Origin of the sequence: Cytobacillus sp. IB215316 (assembly GCF_033963865.1) — a bacterium.
Classification (GTDB): Bacteria; Bacillota; Bacilli; order Bacillales; family SM2101; genus Nanhaiella; species Nanhaiella sioensis.
Genome location: NZ_JAXBMC010000002.1, coordinates 487,966 through 506,645, shown reverse-complemented (window position 1 = coordinate 506,645; position 18,680 = coordinate 487,966). Strand labels below are relative to the sequence as shown.

General features: G+C 33.6%; 19 protein-coding genes and 1 pseudogene. 10 read left to right on the top strand and 10 right to left on the bottom strand.

Annotation, left to right across the window (positions count from 1 at the left end):
- The first annotated feature begins 68 nt into the window (after nt 1-68).
- The 5 genes and pseudogenes from SLH48_RS06670 (at nt 69) to SLH48_RS06655 (ending at nt 4,412) form a co-directional block, all read left to right on the top strand.
- On the top strand, nt 69-941 hold the full coding sequence (locus tag SLH48_RS06670) for a DUF5667 domain-containing protein (RefSeq protein WP_320257498.1): 873 nt from the start codon (nt 69-71) through the stop codon (nt 939-941).
- 422 nt (nt 942-1,363) lie between these two features.
- The gene (gene sigI, locus SLH48_RS06665; RefSeq protein WP_320257497.1) at nt 1,364-2,098 is read left to right on the top strand and encodes an RNA polymerase sigma factor SigI; all 735 of its coding nucleotides are present in this window, start codon (nt 1,364-1,366) and stop codon (nt 2,096-2,098) included.
- A 20-nt stretch (nt 2,099-2,118) separates the two neighbouring features.
- A pseudogene (locus tag SLH48_RS22465) lies at nt 2,119-2,241 on the top strand (anti-sigma factor domain-containing protein); the annotation flags it as partial.
- A 21-nt stretch (nt 2,242-2,262) separates the two neighbouring features.
- Nucleotides 2,263-3,516 (top strand): hypothetical protein, encoded by a 1,254-nt coding sequence (locus SLH48_RS06660; RefSeq protein ID WP_320257496.1) that lies wholly within the window; start codon nt 2,263-2,265, stop codon nt 3,514-3,516.
- A gap of 389 nt (nt 3,517-3,905) precedes the next feature.
- Complete coding sequence (locus SLH48_RS06655) at nt 3,906-4,412, top strand: ferritin (RefSeq protein WP_320257495.1); 507 nt, start codon at nt 3,906-3,908, stop codon at nt 4,410-4,412.
- A gap of 102 nt (nt 4,413-4,514) precedes the next feature.
- On the opposite strand, the gene SLH48_RS06650 is transcribed toward SLH48_RS06655, so the two are convergent.
- Together SLH48_RS06650 and SLH48_RS06645 are read right to left on the bottom strand one after the other, a co-directional pair.
- A complete protein-coding gene (locus SLH48_RS06650) occupies nt 4,515-4,715 on the bottom strand; it encodes an alpha/beta-type small acid-soluble spore protein (RefSeq protein WP_214482057.1) in 201 nt (66 codons plus the stop codon).
- A gap of 708 nt (nt 4,716-5,423) precedes the next feature.
- Nucleotides 5,424-5,573, bottom strand: coding sequence for a YjcZ family sporulation protein (locus tag SLH48_RS06645; RefSeq protein ID WP_250886596.1), 150 nt, complete (start codon nt 5,571-5,573; stop codon nt 5,424-5,426).
- 141 nt (nt 5,574-5,714) lie between these two features.
- Here SLH48_RS06645 and SLH48_RS06640 point away from each other — a divergent pair, with 141 nt between their 5' ends.
- Nucleotides 5,715-7,073: a TrkH family potassium uptake protein gene (locus SLH48_RS06640; RefSeq protein WP_214482066.1), complete on the top strand. Its 1,359-nt coding sequence runs from the start codon at nt 5,715-5,717 to the stop codon at nt 7,071-7,073.
- Nucleotides 7,074-7,279: 206 nt separating this feature from the next.
- On the opposite strand, the gene SLH48_RS06635 is transcribed toward SLH48_RS06640, so the two are convergent.
- From SLH48_RS06635 to SLH48_RS06615, 5 genes are all read right to left on the bottom strand, one after another.
- Nucleotides 7,280-8,059, bottom strand: a complete 780-nt coding sequence (locus SLH48_RS06635; RefSeq protein ID WP_250886597.1) for an amino acid ABC transporter ATP-binding protein — start codon at nt 8,057-8,059, stop codon at nt 7,280-7,282.
- Between the two features lie 12 nt (nt 8,060-8,071).
- Nucleotides 8,072-9,280 (bottom strand): amino acid ABC transporter permease, encoded by a 1,209-nt coding sequence (locus SLH48_RS06630; protein WP_320257494.1) that lies wholly within the window; start codon nt 9,278-9,280, stop codon nt 8,072-8,074.
- Between the two features lie 9 nt (nt 9,281-9,289).
- Nucleotides 9,290-10,462 (bottom strand): ABC transporter permease subunit, encoded by a 1,173-nt coding sequence (locus SLH48_RS06625; protein WP_320257493.1) that lies wholly within the window; start codon nt 10,460-10,462, stop codon nt 9,290-9,292.
- Nucleotides 10,463-10,553: 91 nt separating this feature from the next.
- Entirely contained in the window at nt 10,554-11,594 is a 1,041-nt protein-coding gene (locus SLH48_RS06620; RefSeq protein ID WP_320257492.1) for an amino acid ABC transporter substrate-binding protein, read from the bottom strand.
- A gap of 536 nt (nt 11,595-12,130) precedes the next feature.
- Nucleotides 12,131-12,478 carry a DUF3905 domain-containing protein gene (locus SLH48_RS06615; protein ID WP_320257491.1) on the bottom strand — a complete coding sequence of 116 codons (348 nt, stop codon included), beginning with the start codon at nt 12,476-12,478 and terminating at the stop codon, nt 12,131-12,133.
- Nucleotides 12,479-12,725: 247 nt separating this feature from the next.
- Between SLH48_RS06615 and SLH48_RS06610 the strand changes: the two genes are divergently transcribed.
- Genes SLH48_RS06610 through SLH48_RS06600 form a run of 3 tightly spaced genes read left to right on the top strand, consistent with a single transcriptional unit; the run spans nt 12,726 to nt 13,243 of the window.
- Nucleotides 12,726-12,866, top strand: a complete 141-nt coding sequence (locus SLH48_RS06610; protein WP_320257489.1) for a hypothetical protein — start codon at nt 12,726-12,728, stop codon at nt 12,864-12,866.
- Nucleotides 12,867-12,907: 41 nt separating this feature from the next.
- A complete protein-coding gene (locus tag SLH48_RS06605) occupies nt 12,908-13,072 on the top strand; it encodes a hypothetical protein (RefSeq protein WP_214482208.1) in 165 nt (54 codons plus the stop codon).
- A gap of 6 nt (nt 13,073-13,078) precedes the next feature.
- Nucleotides 13,079-13,243 carry a hypothetical protein gene (locus SLH48_RS06600; protein ID WP_320209390.1) on the top strand — a complete coding sequence of 55 codons (165 nt, stop codon included), beginning with the start codon at nt 13,079-13,081 and terminating at the stop codon, nt 13,241-13,243.
- 46 nt (nt 13,244-13,289) lie between these two features.
- On the opposite strand, the gene SLH48_RS06595 is transcribed toward SLH48_RS06600, so the two are convergent.
- The gene (locus tag SLH48_RS06595; protein ID WP_320257488.1) at nt 13,290-15,053 is read right to left on the bottom strand and encodes a B12-binding domain-containing radical SAM protein; all 1,764 of its coding nucleotides are present in this window, start codon (nt 15,051-15,053) and stop codon (nt 13,290-13,292) included.
- A gap of 278 nt (nt 15,054-15,331) precedes the next feature.
- Between SLH48_RS06595 and SLH48_RS06590 the strand changes: the two genes are divergently transcribed.
- A complete protein-coding gene (locus SLH48_RS06590; protein ID WP_320257487.1) occupies nt 15,332-16,330 on the top strand; it encodes a Gfo/Idh/MocA family oxidoreductase in 999 nt (332 codons plus the stop codon).
- A 162-nt stretch (nt 16,331-16,492) separates the two neighbouring features.
- On the opposite strand, the gene SLH48_RS06585 is transcribed toward SLH48_RS06590, so the two are convergent.
- Both SLH48_RS06585 and SLH48_RS06580 read right to left on the bottom strand, forming a co-directional pair.
- The gene (locus tag SLH48_RS06585; protein WP_320257486.1) at nt 16,493-17,278 is read right to left on the bottom strand and encodes an SDR family oxidoreductase; all 786 of its coding nucleotides are present in this window, start codon (nt 17,276-17,278) and stop codon (nt 16,493-16,495) included.
- 31 nt (nt 17,279-17,309) lie between these two features.
- Nucleotides 17,310-18,680, bottom strand: a complete 1,371-nt coding sequence (locus tag SLH48_RS06580; protein ID WP_320257484.1) for an aldehyde dehydrogenase — start codon at nt 18,678-18,680, stop codon at nt 17,310-17,312.

Sequence of the window (18,680 nt, the reverse complement as noted above, 5' to 3'; positions counted from 1 at the left end):
AAAAAGAAGTGGATAAGTTCGTACAACTATAACGTAAATGAAAATTTAACAATAGGGGTGTGTAGTTTTTGATAAAAGTTATAAGAAATGGCATGATTGCATGTGCTCTAGTAGGAGTAATAGGTGTAGCAGGTACTATTGCACATGCAAATGAAAATAATACCGACATTGATAGCACTACAAGCTTAAACACTAACAATGAAGATCCAAATTCAATACCAGGAGACTTTTGGTATTTTGTCAAAATTACACTTGAAAAAATACAGCTTGCAATTTCGTTTGATGATATGCACGATGCTGAGTTATTAGCACGGTTTTCATCTGAAAGATTGTTAGAAGCCGAGAAGTTAATCGCTAATGGTGACAATGATTTAGCTGAGGAATTGATCCTTAAGGCTACAAAGCTCATAGATGATTCTGAAGGTATAATTGAAGATAGAGAGGATGCAGAAGCAAAGAGTCCTAGTGATGAAGATAGTAGTAACGATATTTATGGAGATACAAGTCAACCTAAAATAGATAATAATGGAAATAGTAGCGAAGAACAACAAGATGAATTGACGGGTATTAAAACACAACTCGCACAAAATATTATATCTTTAACTGCTGCATTAGAGAAAGTTGGAAATAATAATGCACAAGAAGCACTAAAGAAAAATATTGAAAAAAGTTACAAACGGATTGGCGACAAGATGACAAAACTTGGAGCATTACAAGAAGAACAAAAAAATATTGAAGATGATATAGAACTAATAATGAATGAGTTGTATGAAGATATTGAAAATGATGCTCAGGATCAAAAACATGACAAGAACAAGAAGCAAAATCACAAAGATCAGAAAGAATTAGAGAAAGAACAGAAGAAAAAAGCACATGAGATGGAAAAAGAACAGAAAAAAAAAGAGAAGGAACTAAGGAAAGAGGAAAAAAGCAAAAAATAGAACAACAGTGAAAAGATAGTAAATCATGTAATTGATGTATTGTAATCATTTCGTAACCATTTCATTAATAATACGTGATATAATTATCCGTGTTAACATAAAGTGCTACCAACACTAAGCGAGGAAGGTACATATCCTACAATGATAACTAGAAATATTGTTAACAATTGTCAAGTTATTAAGGCACTCAATATAATTGAGTGCTTTTTTTCTTGATTCTACTTAGGTAATATATAGTAATTGTTAGTGACTTATGTTGCTGAACATACCATATTGTTATAATAACAGTGTTGTAGATTATATAAGTTAGCTGAATATAGTGGTAAAAAAAATAGTCAAAAAAAATGACTATTTTTCTATTTTCTACCCCTATAAAAAAATCAGAGCTACCGAACTTCATATTAGGAAGAGGGGTGTAATCGGTGCTCAGTCTGTTGTTTAAAATTGGCAAGAAAGAAAAATCATTAGAAGCAATAATTGGAGAAATCCAAAACGGTAACAGTCAATTACATTACAAGATTATAAAAAAATATCATCCTTTTATTGCCAAGACTGTCTCCTCTGTATGTAAACGATATATTGATGAAACAGATGATGAGTTTAGCATTGGTCTTATTGCATTCAATGACGCTATTGAAAAATTTGAAAGAGAAAAAGGTCGTTCTTTTTTAGCTTTCGCTGAGATAATTATTAAGAGGAGAGTCATAGATTACATTCGGAAACAAGCACGTAACAAATCAATACCATATGATTTACATGAACGTGAAAACGATGTACGTCCTCATACACTAGAGTCACATCTATCCTTCGAAGAATATGGCAAACAAGTTGAACAAGAACGACGAATAGAAGAGATTGAGCAATATAAGCAGGAGCTTAAAACATTTGGCTTAACATTTCAAGATTTAGTAAATCAATCACCAAAGCATGCCGATGCTAGACAAAATGCTATTACTGTAGCGAAGGTTCTTGTTGATCATGAAGAGCTTCGAGCTAGTCTGTTGGCAAAGAAACAGTTACCCATAAAACAATTAGAAAAACAAGTAAAAGTGAGCCGAAAAACGATAGAGAGAAACCGCAAATATATAATTGCCATTTCGGTCATTCTCACTGGTGATTACTTGTTTCTTAAAGAATATTTGAAGGAGGTGATCTAAAATTGAAAAAGGGGGTCATTATGGAAATAAGCAGTAAATTTGTTACAGTATTAACAGATGAAGGGGAATTTTTACGGACAAATAAGCTGCTAGAACAACAATATGATATTGGTCAAGAGATTATATTTCCGCCCTTTCGTGAGGGGAAAAGAAGTTATTCATTTTTGTTAAAAATATCACGAATTGAAAAATGGAAGCTTGCACTTGTTAGCACAATAGCCACTCTATTAGTTATCATTTCTGTTTTACCATTTTATACACCAAATAAGGTATTTGCTTATATGTCAATTGATATTAACCCGAGTATAGAATTATCTATAAATAATAAGCTAGAGGTTTTAAGCGTAACAGCACTTAACACCGAGGGTGAAAGAATTATTGAGAATTTACCAGATTGGAAAAAACAAGATATTGCGTTTGTCACAAATTCTATCATTGATGAAAGCAAGAAGTATGGGTATTTAAATGAAGGTAGTAATCTACTTATCACAACGGTGAAAATACATCAAGAATCTACAACAAAAGATATTGAAAAAAAATTAGAAGAAAAAATTGTGATAATATCTGAAACATTAGTAAAGGATACGATTCATGTTACCTCTGTAAAAAGTGATGAAAATACACGTAAGAAAGCAGAGGAACAGGGTATCTCTACTGGTAAATACTTAATTGAAGAAGCTGAAAATAGAGATAAAGAGCATAAGGAAGGTGAGGATGCTAAAACATCCTCTAATCACTTAAAAAACGAAAGCATTATTAAGTTAGAAAATCAAAGAGATGACTTAGAAAAGAAAGAAGCAAAGGATAAAAAAGATAAAAGAGATCATGAGAACAAAAAGGATAAAAAAGATAAAAGGGATCATGAGAACAAAAAGGATAAAAAAGATAAAAGGGATCATGAGAACAAAAAGGATAAAAAAGATAAAAGGGATCATGAGAACAAAAAGGATAAAAAAGATAAAAGGGATCATGAGAACAAAAAGGATAAAAAAGATAAAAGGGATCATGAGAACAAAAAGGATAAAAAAGATAAAAGGGATCATGAGAACAAAAAGGATAAAAAAGATAAAAGGGATCATGAGAACATAAAGAATAAAAAAGATAAAAGGGACCATGAGAACAAAAAGGATAAAAAAGATAAAAGGGACCATGAAAACATAAAGAATAAAAAAGATAAAAGGGACCATGAGAACAAAAAGGATAAAAAAGATAAAAGGGACCATGAAAACATAAAGGATAAAAAAGATAAAAGGGACCATGAAAACATAAAGGATAAAAAAGATAAAAGGGACCATGAGAACAAAAAGGATAAAAAAGACAAAAAGGATCATGAGAACATAAAGGTAAAAAGTGATCACGACAATAAAAAGAATAAGGATGATCACAAAGAACTAGAAGAACATATTTTTTACTATTAAAGTAGGCTCTGTTAGTATATATTGTTGCTATTGTTATCAAATTAGCACTAAAAAAGTAGTTTTATATTGCTAATTATCTTTGTACAAAGAGAAGATGCCACGAACTCTAGTAGTGTATGTGTTTGCTTCTTAATACATCAATGCGAAAACAGCCTAAACTAATGAGGAATAATAAACTAAAAAAGCAATTTCTTACAAGATTAATGATGTTGTTTAATGTTTGTTTGAATTAAAGAAATTAGAATTCTATCTTGTTTGACCTTACAAACAGGTGGAATAGGTTTTACACATGTTCAAATTTTTTTAATGGAGCCACTTCGTTTTATGAATACTCTACATAAAAGTGCTATAATAAATAGGGAAAACATAGCAATAAAGGAGAGTATACAATGATAAGTAAAAAATTACTTGAAGGTTTAAATGAACAAATGAATTTTGAATTTTATTCTGCACATGCATACATGGCAATGGCAGCATACTGTTCGTCTGAAAGCTTTGATGGTTTTGCGAACTTCTTTTTAGTCCAAGCAGAGGAAGAACGTTTTCATGCGATGAAATTTTATAACTTTATTAATGCTTTAGGTGAACGTGCAACAATTATCGGTTTTCCTGAACCAAATAATGAATTTTCATCCCTGTTGGACGCTTATGAAAAAGCGTTAAGCCATGAAAAAGAAGTTACCAAGCGTATATACCAATTATCAGACATTGCATTGGATGAGCGTGAACATGCAACGATTAATTTTTTGAAATGGTTTATCGAAGAGCAAGTTGAAGAAGAGGATTTATTTGATAGTATTATTCAAAAATTAAAGCGTATTGAAAATGACAGCAATGCTATCTTTATGTTAGATAATGAATTTTCTGGCCGCTCTTTTTCACCAGAATCTGAATAACACAGTTAATACATAAGTCTGTATGAAATTTAACCGAGTGATAATATCACTCGGTTTTATCCATTTGGTATTAAATTTTGTATTAGGGTAACTCTCACCTAATTATTTTGGAAACTGCCCGTTAATATGATGCTGAGCTTGAGTGACGAGTCTTTTCGTGATTTCTCCACCTACAGACCCGTTCGCTCGTGAAGCACTATCTGGACTTAAATTCACGCCAAATTCTTGAGCTATTTCAAATTTTATTTGATCTAACGCCTGTTCTATACCAGGCACAAGTAATTTATTACTACTACGCCCCATTTTAAATCATCTCCTTGTTTATGTGTAAAACATCATAAGAATGAAATATTCTTATTAATTATAGTGTTAAACGTTCTAAAAATTTTATGCGGTGGGACGAAATAAATATCTTTTCAACAGGCAATAAATATTTGGAAGAACAAAAAAATATGTATGTTAGGAGCTATGTGTAACATCATAAAAACATCTGTTCAACGATTATTATTTTTTGGGGTATTTATTTTAGAAAAGTTATGCTCGGAGGTAAAAGTGATGGTGCTTAAAAAGGATATTTGTTGCAATTCCCGATAAAACGTTACAATATCTTAAAACTCGTTTAGCTAATTTACAGTTAGGTATGTTTTTTATAAAGGCTCTTTTTTATACCACGTTGTTTTTTATAAAATTAATACATCAAAACGAAGTCTTTTGTGATTAGCATCATTTTCTAGAAAAAAGATGTCATAAAATTATAGACATCTGTGTGCATTAATACGAATAAGAACAATGGGACTATAGCCTGCTATAGTCTCTAGAGAAGAGCAGATGCAAAAGATGAACTTGTTATTCGTTTTGTGTTTATCTCTTTGTAACGATCAAGGTGGAAAAACGCATAATAAAAAGAGAGGAGTTTGCCCCCCTCTCTTAAGCAACTAAAAAGAATGGTAGTTTTGTTCATGCCGCAAAGAAGGTGGTAAATTGCCTAATTGCAGATTAATGCTTGTCGTTCTAGCATAATGGACATCTTCGTGCAGGAAGCACAGGAGCTGGTGGTCTTACACAAGCACAACCGATAATGATTAACAGCACGAATAAAACGATAACCAAAGCAAAGATAGATCCAAACCCATCACTCATAAATACCATTCCTCCTTTCATTGTATATTAATACTTTATTAAAAATGTGGTAAATTGATTGTACGTTTATACTTAATGAATACATCCATTTTTCATGTAACAACGATATTTTTTTATGATATGATTATGTGTATATGTAATGAATGAGGGAATGAAGAATTAATGTTGAAAAAATTTCGTGAACGCATAAGTGGCTTAACACCTTTTCAAATTATTGTCAGTTATTATTTTTTAGCAGTTTCAATATCAACATTTTTAATCAGTTTACCTGTTGCGCATAAACCAGGTATTGAACTATCTTTTTTGGATGCATTATTTACAGCAGTTAGTGCAGTAAGTGTTACAGGATTAACTGTTGTGTCAACCGCAGATACATTCAGTACTACAGGTGTGTTTATCCTTTTGTTAATGCTACAAGTTGGTGGTATTGGCATTATGACCTTAGGGACATTCATTTATGTTTTAATCGGTAAAAAGATTGGTTTGAGGCAACGTCGATTAATTATGACCGATCATAATCAGTCAAATTTATCTGGATTAGTCATGTTAATGAAGCAAATCCTTTGGCTCATTATTATTATTGAACTCATCGGTGCTGTAATTTTAGGAACATACTTTTTGAAGTATTATCCAACTTGGCAGGAGGCATATTTACACGGTTTATTTGCAGCAGTTAGTGCAACAACAAATGGTGGATTTGATATTACTGGACAATCACTCGTTCCGTTCGCTAAGGATTATTTCGTACAATTTATTACGATTATCTTAATTACTTTAGGAGCGATAGGGTTTCCAGTACTTATTGAAGTCAAAGATTATTTATTAAACAAAAGGGAGAATGGACAGAGCTACCGCTTCTCACTTTTTACAAAAATCACAACAATAACTTATTTTAGCTTATTAATTTTTGGAACACTTATCATTTTGTTATTTGAATTTAATCATTTCTTCGCTGATAAATCATGGCATGAATCTTTTTTCTATGCTCTATTCCAGTCGGTCACAACGCGGAGTGGCGGTTTATCGACGATGAACGTTAGTGAGTTTACCGAGCCTACCTTGTTAGTTATGTGTGCTCTTATGTTTATCGGAGCTTCTCCGAGCTCAGTAGGTGGAGGTATTAGAACGACAACCTTTGCGTTAAATTTGTTATTCTTATTCCATTTTGCTAAAGGTCGTAAAACAGTTAAAGTATTTAAAAGAGAGCTTCATGAGGAAGATGTGGTTAAATCATTGGTAGTTACGATGATGGCATTTATGATGTTTTCACTAGCAATTGTTATATTAACTTTAACCGAGCCTTTCACATTAACAGAGATTATTTTTGAAGTGAGCTCTGCATTCGGAACAACTGGTCTATCAATGGGGATAACACCAGGGTTAAGTGTGATAGGTAAAATAATCATCATTTTGTTAATGTTTATAGGAAGAATTGGGTTGTTAACATTCCTCTTTTTAATAGGAAAACGGTCAAAAGAGCCGAATTATCATTTTCCGAAAGAGCGGGTTATTATTGGATAATTACACACATGAAGACATTGCAAAGCCTGACCTTTATATTGGTCAGGCTTTGTTGTGTTATATGGATTTGTTAGTTTAAGCACCTAGCACCCCCTCGTGGTCACTTCGATATATCTCTTGAAGGTAAAACCGTAACTTCAAGAGATATATATGACCCCAATGCGATTCGTAGATAGACGAGGTACTTTTTTATTTTAATGATTATGCTATAAAATTTGAGATAAGAATGCTTTTGTACGCTCATGTTGAGGATTGTCAAATAGTTCTTCAGGAGTACCAGTCTCAACAATTTCACCATGGTCAAATAAGACGATACGATCTGCAACTTCTCTTGCGAAATTCATTTCATGGGTAACGACGAGCATTGTCATACCAGATTCTGCTAATGTTTTCATAACATCAAGCACTTCACGAACCATTTCAGGATCAAGGGCTGATGTTGGCTCATCAAATAGCATTATTTTTGGTTGCATAGCTAGTGCTCGAGCAATCGCCACACGCTGCTGCTGTCCACCGGAAAGCTGTCCTGGATATTTGTCAGCCTGCTCAGGAATTCCAACACGTTCAAGGAGTTCATGAGCAATTTTTTCTGCTTTTTCCTTTTTCCATCTACGAACCCAAATAGGGGCTAATGTTATATTTTTCAAAATTGTCATATGAGGGAATAGGTTAAATTGTTGAAATACCATCCCAGTTTCTTTACGAATTTCTTCGATGTTTTTTACATCATTTGTTAAACTAATTCCGTCGACAACAATCTCACCATTTTGAAATTCTTCCAAAGCATTGATTGTTCGAATAAAGGTTGATTTACCTGATCCGGAAGGTCCGAGTATAACGACAACTTCTCCTTCTTTCACATTCATATCTACGTTTTTTAGCACATGAAGCTTTCCAAACCATTTATCTAAATTATTAACAGTTATAATATCTTCTCGTTCTTCAAGGGGTGTTGTTAATTTTTCAACAGCAAAAATACTACCCATTAAATATACCTCCTATCGTTTCCCAACTGAGAGGGATGCCTCTAGCTTTCTACTTACGTAAGACATTAAATAACAGAAAATGAGAAAGACCAATGCAACAAAGACGTAAGCTGTCATATGTGTCCCTAAATATTGTGGATTTGCTATTATTTTTTTTGATATACCTAATAAATCGGATAACCCAACAATCGTTACTAGCACTGTATCCTTAAAAATACCTATATACAAACCGACAATCGGTGGAATAACGATTTTTAATGCTTGTGGTAAAATGATAAAACTAGTCATCAAGGTCTTATTTAATCCCAATGCCTGAGCTGCTTCAAATTGTCCACGTGGGATTGCTTGAAGTCCACCACGAACATTTTCTGCTAAGTAAGCTGCTGAGAACATAATAAATCCTATCATAGCACGTAGCACATTATCTATTTCTATACCATCACCTAAAAACAATGGAACCATCAATTGAGAAATAAATAGTAATGTAATTAATGGAATTCCACGTACGATTTCAATAAATAAAATGCTAAACCATTTTACAATTGGAAGTGTACTACGTCTTCCTAAAGCAAGTAATACTCCAATAGGGAAGGATATAACAATTGCAACTAATGCAATTAATAGTGTTAATAAAAATCCACCCCAGACACTCGTACTAACCTCAGGTAAAATACCAAAACCAGATAATAAGAAGATAGAGACTGGGAACAATAAGAACCAACCAGTTAAGGTTAATGTTTTTAGTTTATTAAATTTTGCTCCTACAAAATAAGTCGCAATAAGGATAACGATATTTATACCTAACCATATTCTTGTCATACCTTCAACAAATGGTAAACACCCAACAACTAGCATAACGATACCAATCGTCAATGCGATAGGTTTTACAATACTTTTCCATATTCCCCATGAAAAACCTAACATAATAGATACATATGTTAATAATAGCCAGACTCTCCAAAGTTGGTCGATCGGATATTGTCCGACAACAAACAGCTTAAAGTTATCGGCCACAACCCGCCACTCTGCAGTGACAAATATCCAATATACTGAACCTTTAATAATAAAATAGGCAATAACGATAGATAAAATTGTTAACGCTGTGTTTAACCAGCTACTAAAAAGGTTTGCCTTAAGCCATTGCAAAAAACGGTTAGGTTGTGTATCTGAATTAATGTCAATTTGTTTCGGTTCGTGTTTTTCAACACCGATATTTCCCATCGCTACCACCTACCTTTCAACAATTTGTGCTTTTTTGTTAAATATATTCATAATTAATGCTGTAATTAAATTGATAAGTAAATATACAGCTATCCAAATAAGGACAACCTCAATTGACCGTGAATTTTGTCCAAGTGTAGTTTTCCCTACGCTAACAATTTCTTGGTATGCAATTGCGACACCTAAACTTGAGTTCTTTATTAAGTTCAGGTATTGACTTGTAACAGGGGGGATAATTATTCTAATTGCTTGTGGAAAGACAACTAGACGCATCGTCGTAGACGGTTTTAAACCAAGTGCATTAGCAGCTTCTTTTTGTCCTTGCTTGACACCTAAAATACCAGCTCGAACAATTTCTGCAATATAAGTAGAAGTATAAACACTTAATGCCAAAAGTAGTGCAAGAAACTCAGGTCTTAGTAGACTACCACCAGTAAATCCTCTACCTTCAATTGAAGGGTTTGAAATATCGAATGGAGCCTGTTGTGTAACAATTAACGATACTACAATCGCTAGTATAATTGCACCTGTTCCCCAAATGAAAGGGTAAGTTCGTTTTCCTAAATCAATTTGTCGCTTTAGTTGAACGCGCCACATGATAACTGAAAGTATAATACCTATTAACAGAAGGATTGTCCAAACGAGTGAGCCAGAGTTTTGCTGAAACCATGGAATAGCAACACCACGATTAGTAAATATAAATGAACTACTTGTTTTAACATCATCGATTAATGGTAATTGAAGTAATACAGCATAATACCAAATAAATAATTGTACTAATAAAGGTGTATTTCGAAAGATTTCAATATAAATGCTTGAAAGCTTACTTACGAGCCAGTTAGAAGATAGCCTTGAAATACCTGCAATAATCCCAATGATCGTTGCAAAGATGATACCGAATAACGCAACTTTCAATGTGTTTAAAATACCAACAAGCAAAGCTCGTCCATAAGTATCAGATGATGAATATTCAATTAAAGAATCGGTTATCCCAAATCCTGCCCGTTGCCCAAGAAAGGAGAAGCCAAAGGCAATACCAATCTTTTCAAGCCCATTGATTGCATTAATAATAAAATATGCTCCAAATAAGGCAACAATGAAAACAAAAATAAGCTGTAATAATATTGGAATTATTCTTTTGTCACGCCAAAATGGAGTTGAAACTGACATTTCCTTTTTCATATATCCACCTCACAATGGAAAAGGTCTGCATTATATAATCAATAGTAAGCAGACCTTTTCGTTCATTATCAATGTATTGCAAAACCAGCAATTAGCGAAACGGAGGGGAGTACATTAATCCACCGTTTGTATACATATCATTTATTCCGCGCTCTAATCCGAAAACTGAACCTAAATTACGTTCGAAAATCTCACCGTAATTTCCTACTTCTTTAATTACTTTGTAAGCAAAATCATTGTCAAGCTCTAACTGCTCTCCTAAATTATTTTCACCTGCACCTAATAGACGTTGTATTTCTGGGTTATTACTATTAAGCATTTCATCAACATTTTCAGAAGTAACACCTAATTCTTCAGCACGCATTGTTGCAAATGTGACCCACTTTACAATATCAAACCACGTATCATCTCCACCGATTACAGCAGGAGCTAACGGTTCTTTTGATAAAGTCTCATCTATAATGATGTGTTCGTCAGGATTTGCCATGTTTGCTTGTCGTGCGATTAATCCGGATTTATCAGTAGTGTATGCGTCAGCAGTTCCTTCCTCGTATGCTTGAACAGCTGCATCTTGCGTATCGAAAACGATTGACTCGTATTCAATTCCATTTGCATCTAACACATCTGCTAAGTTTAGCTCAGTAGTCGTTCCTTGTTCCACGGAAATACGAGCACCCTGTAAATCTTCTAAACTTTTAATTCCACTATCTTTACGAACGATAATACCTTGACCGTCGTAAAATGTTACTGGAGCAAAGTTCAATCCAACCTCTGAATCACGGTTTGTCGTCCAAGTTGTATTACGAACTAATACATCAACTTCACCTGTTTGGACAGCTGTGAAACGTTCCTCTGATGTTAATGGCCGAAATTCAATCGCGTTTGCATCCCCTAAAACTGCTACAGCAATTGCTTTAGCAAAGTCAACATCAAAGCCTGAATATTGACCATCAGTACCTACAAACCCAAATCCAGGTAACTCTCCGTTAACCCCGGCAACTAATTTTCCTCTGTCTTTTACTGTATCAAGTATTGATTTTGATTCTTCACTTGATGCATCGTCCGAGCACCCAGCAATAATTCCAACTACTAATAAAAGAAACACTGTGAAGATACCAAATCTTTTTTTCATTTTTTTCCCCCTTATGTATCTTTTTTCAACAATATTAACTAGTTCAATCGTATTAATTAACCGAAAATATTGAATAGTAATAAAGTTGATAATCTTAATATAATATAATTTTTATTATATTTCAATATTTTCAGAAACTTTTATAGTTATTAAGAGTAATGCTGTTTAATAATAGGAAGGATGTATATTTAATTAGGTAGAAAATAACAGATGGATTTTTCATTAAGAAGGTGGTGTGAAGAATTTACTTATAGAATAAGAAAAAGTTATATAGGTGACAGTGTTAAATAATACGAGTTGAAAATAATTATACTAGGAGAAGAAAATAAATACATTTCTGTATAAAGGTATCTTGAGATATTTTCTATTTATCCTTATAAAATTCCTGTAATCAAACATTTTGAATAGTATATAACAATAATTTAAGGAATAAGCTAACAGTAGCTAAAGGGGCGAAAATCATAAATATCATTTGTGAAATACTCCCAATAGTTCAATGATATAAAATTTCCCCCTTAGCGACTTATATCAGCTAATTAATCTGTACCATAACTGACATCTTCTGTTGGGTGCATGAAAGGTGCACCATTTGGCTTCTTTTTTTCTTCAATTAATTCTCTATTTTCTGGTGTATTCCATCCTATATCATTAGTAGGATGTACCCAGTCATCGCCTGCCATTATGGCAGGGTCGATATCGTCAGACCATTGATTTAATGGTGAGTTTGGAGAATTATACAGGCTATCCCCAATAACTACACCATTCTTATTAACAAATGGTTCTTGCAATTTTTCGCCAGTTCCTTTGAAGTTTGGAGCATTTATTTGATGAGGCATAGTTTCATCAAATATTGATGATGATTCCTTTTCATTTTTCTTAGTCATTTATGTTAACACCTCACTAAATCACTAAACTTTGAATTAATGTTTTTTTTTGTGCTTTTGTGCTTCATATGCATTTTATTCCAATTAATTGAAATGAAGCTTCAAAATATGGTCTAGTTTTCTTGAAAGAGTATACTCCTTTAGAGCTATTATGAGCGAACAATTCAATTATCATGCATACCTTTTGGTCGTTCGAACAAGATAAAAGGTGAAGCATATCATTTAAAGAGTACAGGTAGGTGAAAATATGAAGGATGATTCTTTTGCGATTGCTCAACTTGACAGTGAAGATTTAACGAAGGTTCAGCAAGTAGAAAAAGAGCTTAGAGCTGAAAAAGGCGAAGAAATCGTTTTAATTGCATATAAAAATACCATCAACATGAAGTAATAAAAGCAGTTCAATCTTTGCGTATATGTGGAGGAATAGTTATGAAACGAAAAGTAAAATATAATGCAGCAAGAAATAATAATTTTACACCAAAGGAAAGTCTACCTGATACTGAGTTTTCAGCTGAAGCTGACTATGAGGAACCAATAAAAGGGGCCAATAGAAACTCTAAAAAAGGGTATCAACAAAGACAAGAGGAGGAGTAAAGTTCCATGGGAAAAAGAATGCAGAAAAAACAGCACGCAGGTGATCAAAACCATAAGATGTCTAAAGATTTATTACGTGAAGAGTTTGGTGGGGAGCTAGGGGATTATAATGCAATGAAGCCCTATGAAGGGGCACTTGAGTCGAAAAACAAGAACTGTGACAAAGAGTAACAACTTGTTATTCAAAGGTGGAGGGACATCTCCACCTTATGTTAATTTATTTGGTGTTAGTTATATTATCTATTGTTGATGTAAAGTAACTTGTCTTGTTTGTCGATGGATCAAAATATACTAATAACAATGTTTGCTCATGAACAATTTTTTCTGATAACAAATAGTGTGAAAGATTAAAATTAAGCTCTTCAATGACGGTGTGCTTGTGTATATCTTTTTCACTAAGTTGTAAATGTGTAAATTGACGTCCGAAAACGTGAGGGTTGTTAACAATATCACGATAATATGCTGCTCTAGTTGGTTTTTCTAATGAATCATTCCACCACGGTTTACGCGGTTTATGCTTTTGCTTACGTAAGTAATCATATTTCATTAATCCTGAAATGATGTCCAAATCTTTTACATTTGTTTCGTGCAAAAATTGATATAACCTTTTAAATAAATCTTCCAATTGATGTCCAATTCTTATCCAACCTTGTTCATCCCAATACGTACCGAATAATTGAAAGAAGTCAAATGGAGTTGGATAGCTATTAGATACAAGGAATTCAATCGTTTGATCCATTCTATGGTCATTCCAATATTTTTCTAACACGTCTTCAACTTGTTTAATACGCATAATGTCGTCGAAAGGTAAAATATCATTCTCCAGAATTTCATAGGGTGAAGTGTCCATATATTTATATCCGTGGTCCTTTGCTGTTAGTCGAAGACCTGTTCCTCGTAGCATTTTCAAAAAGCCAAGTTGTAGTTCTTCAGGTCGCATAGCAAAAACATCATTAAAAGTCTTACGGAATGATCCATAGTTTTCTTCTGGTAGGCCGGCAATTAGATCAAGGTGCTGGTCAATCTTACCACCCTCCTTAACCATCGTCACAGTACGTGTCAGTTTTTCGAAATTTTGCTTGCGCATGACAAGCTCGTTTGTTGCATCATTTGTTGACTGAACACCTATTTCGAATCTGAACAATCCAGGTGGTGCTTCTTGATTCAAAAACTCAATGACTTCAGGACGCATAATGTCAGCAGTAATCTCAAATTGGAACACGGTACCTGGCTTATGCTCATCAATTAAAAACCTGAACATCTCCATCGCATAACTTCTACTTATATTAAAGGTTCGATCGACAAACTTTATTGTTCTAGCACCGTTATCCATTAAATAACGAATATCATCCTTTACCTTTTCCCGATCAAAATAACGTACCCCAACTTCTATTGATGAGAGACAAAATTGGCAACTAAAAGGGCAGCCACGGCTTGTTTCAATATAGGTTACACGCTTGGATAGACTTAGCCTGTCTTCATCGAAACGAAAAGGTGAGGGCAATAACTTTAGGTCAAGCTTTTTTTGTGGACGCTTTATAACTTTTTGTTTTTCTTGTCGGTAAGCAATCCCATCAATTTTATCGAAATTATTGTCATAATTAAGTTCGTCAAGCAATTGCTTAAACGTTTCTTCACCTTCGCCGATGACGATAAAATCAACTTCAGGAATTTTATCTAACCATTCACTTACATCATATGTCACTTCGGGACCACCTAACACGATCGTAAGCTTTGGGTTTATTTTTCTTAGCATTTTTATCACTTTAATTGTTTCTTCTATATTCCATATATAACAACTGAAACCAACTACATCTGGTTTTTTTCTGTATATATCAGTCACGATATTCATTACAGGGTCTTTAATAGTATATTCTGCAAGCTGTACATCATACTCTGGTTCAGCATATGCCTTTAAATATCTAATTGATAGGCTTGTGTGAATATATTTTGCATTTAATGTACTTAAAACTACATTCATTAGATTTTTTATCTCCTTTTACTTTCGCTATAGCAATAACACGTCGATTTATTCTATCATAATTTTAGCCGAAAATTGTATTCTAAAAACAAGCAGTTTATGTTATATATATATTTTTCTTTTTCTAATGCACATATCGTATCAATTGTTGCAACACTAACCAATATTTAAAGGTGTTATATGTTGTACTTTAAAGAGGAAAAAAACAAACATTCAATTCACATACAGTCTTTTAATTTTTCTATTATAATAGAAATAAAAGCTTAGGAGATGAGAGAATGCATAGAAAGATTAGATGGGGAATACTAAGTACTGCAAATATAGCTCAAACAGCCATTATTCCAGCGATTCACAAAGCAACTAATGCTGAAGTAGTTGCTATTGCTAGCGCAAATGAGCAAGTGAAAAGTGTTGCTGAATCATTATCCATACCTAATGTATATAAAAGCTATCAGGATTTATTATTAGATTCTAATGTTGATGCTGTTTACATACCTCTACCTAATGGTTTACATGCAGAATGGGTGAAGGAGGCTGCTACACACGGTAAACATATTTTATGTGAAAAACCAGCAGCATTGAATTCTTCGGAGATGAAGGATATCATCCAAGCATGTCAGAAGAATAATGTCATTTTTATGGAAGCATTTATGTATCAATTTCATCCACAACATAAAAGAGTAAAAGAAATTATAGCATCTGGTGAAATTGGTGACATTAAACTAATGCGTTCAAGCTTCTCATTTACATTAAATGATCTTGAAGGTAATATCCGTATGGTACCTAAATTAGGAGGGGGGAGCTTGTATGATGTTGGTAGCTACTGCATCAATACAATTCAGTACATATTAGATTCGGAACCTATTGAAGTTTTTGCTCAGGCTCATATACACGAAGAATATCATGTAGATATGTCAACATATGCTCTATTAAAATTACAAAACGATGTGATGGTTTCTTTTGATTGTAGTTTTGAAAGGTCTTTTAGTGCATATTATGAAATGGTAGGTACGAAAGGCAAACTGGTTTTACCGAGGGCATTTACACCTAATTTATATAATAACGTAGGCAAAATAATCGTATCAAATGAACAAGAAGAGTCTAGAGTAGAGTACTATGAAGCAGACCAATATGTTCTGCAAATAGAACATTTCTCTAATTGTATATTGAACAAATCGCAACCTATGTATACCGGAGAGCAAAGCCTAAAAAACATGAGAGTCATCGATGCATGTTTTCAATCTATAACAGCGGGTGAAAAGGTAAACATAAGCTGAATTTTATTAACCTGAGCAAATTTATAGGTCAAATTTATTACATGTTTATGGGTCAAATTATTAGTTTTATCGTTCAATTTCCTATATTTTTTTGTCAAATTAAGTTCTTTCTAAAAATCTAAAAGGAAAAGCTGTCTCAAATTTGAGACAGCTTGCTTCATGTTATTTAGTTGGTTCAACCATGCGTCGAACAATTTTAGGAATAAGTTTGCGAGGTCCAAATCTAACAGATGTCGCCATAATACGGTTCATTAAACCAGGTATGATTACCGTCTTGCCCTTCTGTAAACCTTCATATCCTGCTATTGCTACTGACTTAACATCCATCACTTTGCCACCAGTGAAATTTTTCGAGTGATCCATGTCGGCAGCAGATTGAAAGCCAGTTTCAGTTGGTCCGGGGCAAAGAACACTAACTGATACGCCAGTACCTTCTACTTCATTTGCAATGGCCTCAGAAAGAGATAATACATATGCTTTTGATGCCGAATAGTTAGATAAATATGGTCCAGGCTGAAAAGATGCTGTTGATGCTACATTTAATATTTTCCCAGATTTTCTATTGACCATTTGAGGTAAGAACAGTTTAGTTAAATAAGTAAGTGCTGTGATGTTCACTTGTATTAATTCCAATTCTTTGTTGATATCCGTTTCAGCAAAGAACCCAAAACTTCCAAATCCAGCGTTGTTTACAAGGACTTCAACATCAATCTTTTCATTTTCACAATAATCGTAAATTTGCTGTGGCGATTCAGGATTTGATAAGTCTTTTGAAAGTACCTTTGCTTTAATATTGTAGGTTTTCATTAAGTCGTTTGCTAAATCATTTAACTTTTGCTCATTTCGCGCGATAAGTAGAACGTTATGATTATCTTTAGCAAATAGATGGGCTAATTCAAAGCCAATTCCACCAGAAGCTCCAGTAATTAATACAAAGTTATTAGACATATAATAGCACCTTCCTCATTTACAAGAATTTTTATTTTAATATTTTTTTTGCAAGCTTTAGTCCATTTTTCATATTTGGGTAACGTAATGGTATGTCAAATTTAGTCGTTTGTTTTAGAACACTTTTGTAATGGGAGAACGTATCAAAACTATGTTTACCATGATATGCACCTACACCACTAGTTCCAACGCCCCCGAATGGAAGGTGTGGAGAAGCTAGATGATAGAGCGTATCGTTAATACATCCACCACCGTAAGAGATGTTGTTAATGATGTGCTCTTGAGCTTGTTTATTGCTAGAAAACAAATATAGGGCTAATGGTTTCGGTCGGTCGTTTACCATGTTAATCACTTCACTCGCATCACTATATTCAATGACAGGTAGTATTGGGCCGAATATTTCATCTTGCATTATTGAATCGTCCCATGTAATATGATCTAAAATGGTTGGTTCAATCGCATGCAATTCTTCATCTATATTTCCACCAACGATAATATTACCGTCACTTAAATATTTTACTAACCGCTGAAAATGGCGTTCATTGACTATATGAGTATATTCTTCATTAGTTAGAGCATTATCAGTATAAAACTCATTGATTATTTTCCTCATATTATTAATGAGCTCGTCTTTTACACTATGGTGAACGAGCATGTAGTCTGGAGCAACACAAGTTTGCCCAGCATTAAAGAATTTACCCCATACAATTCGTTTTGCTGCAAGTTTTAAGTCAGCCGTTTCATCAACAATAACTGGACTTTTGCCACCAAGTTCTAAAGTTACTGGAGTTAAGTTTTTTGATGCAGCTTCCATCACAATTTTGCCAACTGGGACGCTACCTGTGAAGAAGATATAATCAACGGGTTCATTTAAAAGTTGTGTACTTTCTTCTACTCCGCCCTCAACTACAGCTATATACTCTTCATCAAAGGTTGAAGACAACAGTTCTTTTAAAATTGCTGAAACAGTCGGTGTTAACTCTGAAGGTTTTAAAATTACAGTATTTCCACCAGCAATTGCACCAAGGATAGGAGTGAGTGCTAGTTGGAATGGGTAATTCCACGGAGCAATAGTAAGGGTAACACCATAAGGCTCAGCATATCGATAGCTTGATGCGCCAAAGTGAGAAATAGGAGTTTTAACTCTTTTTGGTTTAACCCATGACCTCAAGCCTTTTTGAATAACTGAAATCTCAGATAATACTAAGCCGATTTCAGACATATAAGTATCAGCTTCAGATTTGTTTAAATCAGTCCTTAATGCGGTAGTTATCCCACGTTCATTTTCAAGAATTGCCTTTTTCAACTTGCTAAGGGCGTTCAATCTGAAAGTAACATCTTTCGTTTCACCTGTGAAAAAAAACTTTTTTTGTTTTTTTACTAAATCGCTAATTTCAGTCAT

Coding starts and splice junctions, on each gene's coding strand:
- SLH48_RS06640 (WP_214482066.1), top strand. CDS start 5,715: ATGTTGAAAAAATTTCGTGAACGCATAAGTGGCTTAACACCTTTTCAA.
- SLH48_RS06600 (WP_320209390.1), top strand. CDS start 13,079: ATGGGAAAAAGAATGCAGAAAAAACAGCACGCAGGTGATCAAAACCAT.
- SLH48_RS06645 (WP_250886596.1), bottom strand. CDS start 5,573: ATGAAAGGAGGAATGGTATTTATGAGTGATGGGTTTGGATCTATCTTT.
- SLH48_RS06585 (WP_320257486.1), bottom strand. CDS start 17,278: ATGTCTAATAACTTTGTATTAATTACTGGAGCTTCTGGTGGAATTGGC.
- SLH48_RS06635 (WP_250886597.1), bottom strand. CDS start 8,059: ATGGGTAGTATTTTTGCTGTTGAAAAATTAACAACACCCCTTGAAGAA.
- SLH48_RS06625 (WP_320257493.1), bottom strand. CDS start 10,462: ATGAAAAAGGAAATGTCAGTTTCAACTCCATTTTGGCGTGACAAAAGA.
- SLH48_RS06590 (WP_320257487.1), top strand. CDS start 15,332: ATGCATAGAAAGATTAGATGGGGAATACTAAGTACTGCAAATATAGCT.
- SLH48_RS06605 (WP_214482208.1), top strand. CDS start 12,908: ATGAAACGAAAAGTAAAATATAATGCAGCAAGAAATAATAATTTTACA.
- SLH48_RS06615 (WP_320257491.1), bottom strand. CDS start 12,478: ATGACTAAGAAAAATGAAAAGGAATCATCATCAATATTTGATGAAACT.
- SLH48_RS06610 (WP_320257489.1), top strand. CDS start 12,726: ATGAAGGATGATTCTTTTGCGATTGCTCAACTTGACAGTGAAGATTTA.
- SLH48_RS06595 (WP_320257488.1), bottom strand. CDS start 15,053: ATGAATGTAGTTTTAAGTACATTAAATGCAAAATATATTCACACAAGC.
- SLH48_RS06650 (WP_214482057.1), bottom strand. CDS start 4,715: ATGGGGCGTAGTAGTAATAAATTACTTGTGCCTGGTATAGAACAGGCG.
- SLH48_RS06620 (WP_320257492.1), bottom strand. CDS start 11,594: ATGAAAAAAAGATTTGGTATCTTCACAGTGTTTCTTTTATTAGTAGTT.
- SLH48_RS06630 (WP_320257494.1), bottom strand. CDS start 9,280: ATGGGAAATATCGGTGTTGAAAAACACGAACCGAAACAAATTGACATT.
- SLH48_RS06580 (WP_320257484.1), bottom strand. CDS start 18,680: ATGACTGAAATTAGCGATTTAGTAAAAAAACAAAAAAAGTTTTTTTTC.
- SLH48_RS06655 (WP_320257495.1), top strand. CDS start 3,906: ATGATAAGTAAAAAATTACTTGAAGGTTTAAATGAACAAATGAATTTT.